Raw genomic sequence first — 3,472 nt, 5'->3', positions numbered from 1 at the left:
CTGCCGACCGGTTTTCCCCGGCCGGCATGCAACATTTCTTTACGGAGAGTTTGATCCTGGCTCAGGACGAACGCTGGCGGCGTGCTTAACACATGCAAGTCGAACGATGAAGGAGGAGCTTGCTCCTCTGGATTAGTGGCGAACGGGTGAGTAATACGTGAGCAATGTGCCCTTGACTCTGGGATAAGCGCTGGAAACGGCGTCTAATACCGGATACGACCCTCGGAGGCATCTCCTGATGGTGGAAAGAACTTCGGTCAAGGATCAGCTCACGGCCTATCAGCTAGTTGGTGAGGTAACGGCTCACCAAGGCGACGACGGGTAGCCGGCCTGAGAGGGTGACCGGCCACACTGGGACTGAGACACGGCCCAGACTCCTACGGGAGGCAGCAGTGGGGAATATTGCACAATGGGCGCAAGCCTGATGCAGCAACGCCGCGTGAGGGACGAAGGCCTTCGGGTTGTAAACCTCTTTTAGCAGGGAAGAAGCGAAAGTGACGGTACCTGCAGAAAAAGCACCGGCTAACTACGTGCCAGCAGCCGCGGTAATACGTAGGGTGCAAGCGTTGTCCGGAATTATTGGGCGTAAAGAGCTCGTAGGCGGTTTGTCGCGTCTGCTGTGAAAACCCGAGGCTCAACCTCGGGCTTGCAGTGGGTACGGGCAGACTAGAGTGCGGTAGGGGAGATTGGAATTCCTGGTGTAGCGGTGGAATGCGCAGATATCAGGAGGAACACCGATGGCGAAGGCAGATCTCTGGGCCGTAACTGACGCTGAGGAGCGAAAGCATGGGGAGCAAACAGGCTTAGATACCCTGGTAGTCCATGCCGTAAACGTTGGGAACTAGATGTGGGGACCATTCCACGGTCTCCGTGTCGTAGCTAACGCATTAAGTTCCCCGCCTGGGGAGTACGGCCGCAAGGCTAAAACTCAAAGGAATTGACGGGGGCCCGCACAAGCGGCGGAGCATGCGGATTAATTCGATGCAACGCGAAGAACCTTACCAAGGCTTGACATATACCGGAAACGGCCAGAGATGGTCGCCCCGCAAGGTCGGTATACAGGTGGTGCATGGTTGTCGTCAGCTCGTGTCGTGAGATGTTGGGTTAAGTCCCGCAACGAGCGCAACCCTCGTCCTATGTTGCCAGCACGTAATGGTGGGAACTCATGGGATACTGCCGGGGTCAACTCGGAGGAAGGTGGGGATGAGGTCAAATCATCATGCCCCTTATGTCTTGGGCTTCACGCATGCTACAATGGCCGGTACAATGGGCTGCGATACCGCAAGGTGGAGCGAATCCCAAAAAGCCGGTCTCAGTTCGGATTGAGGTCTGCAACTCGACCTCATGAAGTCGGAGTCGCTAGTAATCGCAGATCAGCAACGCTGCGGTGAATACGTTCCCGGGCCTTGTACACACCGCCCGTCAAGTCATGAAAGTCGGTAACACCCGAAGCCAGTGGCCTAACCTTTTGGAGGGAGCTGTCGAAGGTGGGATCGGTGATTAGGACTAAGTCGTAACAAGGTAGCCGTACCGGAAGGTGCGGCTGGATCACCTCCTTTCTAAGGAGCATCTCGCCGGCTCAGCCGGCGCAGAGCCACTACGGTCGCACACGTCGACCGGTGGTCAGCTCAAGGGTGGAACATTGACATTGGTGCTCGAGGGATCGGGTCCAGCTCAGTACGACTGCTTGCAGTCAGGAACGGCGGGACGCGGGAGATCGAGCACATGCACGCTGTTGGGTCCTGAGGGACCAGACGGCGCCTTTTGGCGTCTTCGGAACCTCGGACCGGCCGGTCGCAGCGCAGGGCGCTGGGGCTGACGGTACCGACCGTAAGTTGAGAACTACACAGTGGACGCGAGCATCTTAGATTCGAGCTTCGGCTCGAGTCTTGATGATCTTTATAGATCATTGGTCGCCATCGCTTCGGCGGTGGTGTCCTAACCAAAATACTCATGTATGTGGTCAAGTTTCTAAGAGCAAACGGTGGATGCCTTGGCATCTGGAGCCGATGAAGGACGTAGTAATCTGCGATAAGCCTCGGGGAGCTGATAAACGAGCTTTGATCCGAGGATCTCCGAATGGGGAAACCCCGCTGGGCGGCGTGCCGACCCAGTGACTCCCGCCTGAATATATAGGGCGGGTAGAGGGAACGTGGGGAAGTGAAACATCTCAGTACCCACAGGAAGAGAAAACAACAGTGATTCCGTAAGTAGTGGCGAGCGAACGCGGAAGAGGCTAAACCGATCGTGTGTGATAGCCGGCAGGCGTTGCACGATCGGGGTTGTGGGACATCTCAGCTGCTCTGCCGAGCAGCAAGCGTTACAGACCGCGGTAGGCGAAGAGCTTGGAAAGGCTCATCGAAGAGGGTGACAATCCCGTAGCCGAAACCGCGCAATGGCGCGAGGTCCATCCCAAGTAGCACGGGGCCCGAGAAATCCCGTGTGAATCAGCCAGGACCACCTGGTAAGCCTAAATACTCCCAGATGACCGATAGCGGACAAGTACCGTGAGGGAAAGGTGAAAAGTACCCCGGGAGGGGAGTGAAATAGTACCTGAAACCGTTTGCTTACAAACCGTTGGAGCAGCCCTAGCAGCTGTGACAGCGTGCCTTTTGAAGAATGAGCCTGCGAGTTAGCGATATGTGGCGAGGTTAACCCGTGTGGGGTAGCCGTAGCGAAAGCGAGTCTGAATAGGGCGATTCAGTCGCATGTCCTAGACCCGAAGCGAAGTGATCTATCCATGGCCAGGTTGAAGCGAGGGTAAGACCTCGTGGAGGACCGAACCCACTTAGGTTGAAAACTGAGGGGATGAGCTGTGGATAGGGGTGAAAGGCCAATCAAACTTCGTGATAGCTGGTTCTCTCCGAAATGCATTTAGGTGCAGCGTTGCGTGTTTCTTGCCGGAGGTAGAGCTACTGGATGGCCGATGGGCCCCAAAAGGTTACTGACGTCAGCCAAACTCCGAATGCCGGTAAGTGAGAGCGCAGCAGTGAGACGGTGGGGGATAAGCTTCATCGTCGAGAGGGAAACAACCCAGACCACCGACTAAGGTCCCTAAGCGTGTGCTAAGTGGAAAAGGATGTGGAGTTGCTTAGACAACCAGGAGGTTGGCTTAGAAGCAGCCACCCTTGAAAGAGTGCGTAATAGCTCACTGGTCAAGTGATTCTGCGCCGACAATTTAGCGGGGCTCAAGCACACCACCGAAGTCGTGGAATTCGCGCAACAGCTCGGCAGCCCTCGTGGCTGTCCAGGCGTGCGGATTGGTAGGAGAGCGTCGTGTGGCGAGTGAAGCGGCGGAGGAATCCAGCCGTGGACGCCACACGAGTGAGAATGCAGGCATGAGTAGCGAAAGACTGGCGAGAAACCAGTCCTCCGAAAGACCAAGGGTTCCAGGGTCAAGCTAATCTTCCCTGGGTAAGCCGGGACCTAAGGCGAGGCCGACAGGCGTAGTCGATGGACATCAGGTTGATAC

The 3,472-nt window shown here is 56.4% G+C and carries 2 rRNA genes (1 of these 2 running past the window's edge); both read left to right on the top strand.

Annotated features, from left to right (window positions below):
- Positions 1-38 precede the first annotated feature (38 nt).
- Positions 39-1,559: ribosomal RNA gene (locus AC1RNL_RS13345) — 16S ribosomal RNA — on the top strand.
- Between the two features lie 402 nt (positions 1,560-1,961).
- A 23S ribosomal RNA gene (locus tag AC1RNL_RS13340) occupies positions 1,962-3,472 on the top strand (it continues 1,663 nt past the right edge of the window).
- Together the 16S and 23S rRNA genes form the textbook arrangement of a ribosomal RNA operon.

It is taken from the genome of Agrococcus sp. GW821-FHT14H11, from assembly GCF_058803545.1.
Note: the sequence above shows the minus strand (reverse complement) of the source record. Positions and strands in the feature narration are given on the sequence as shown.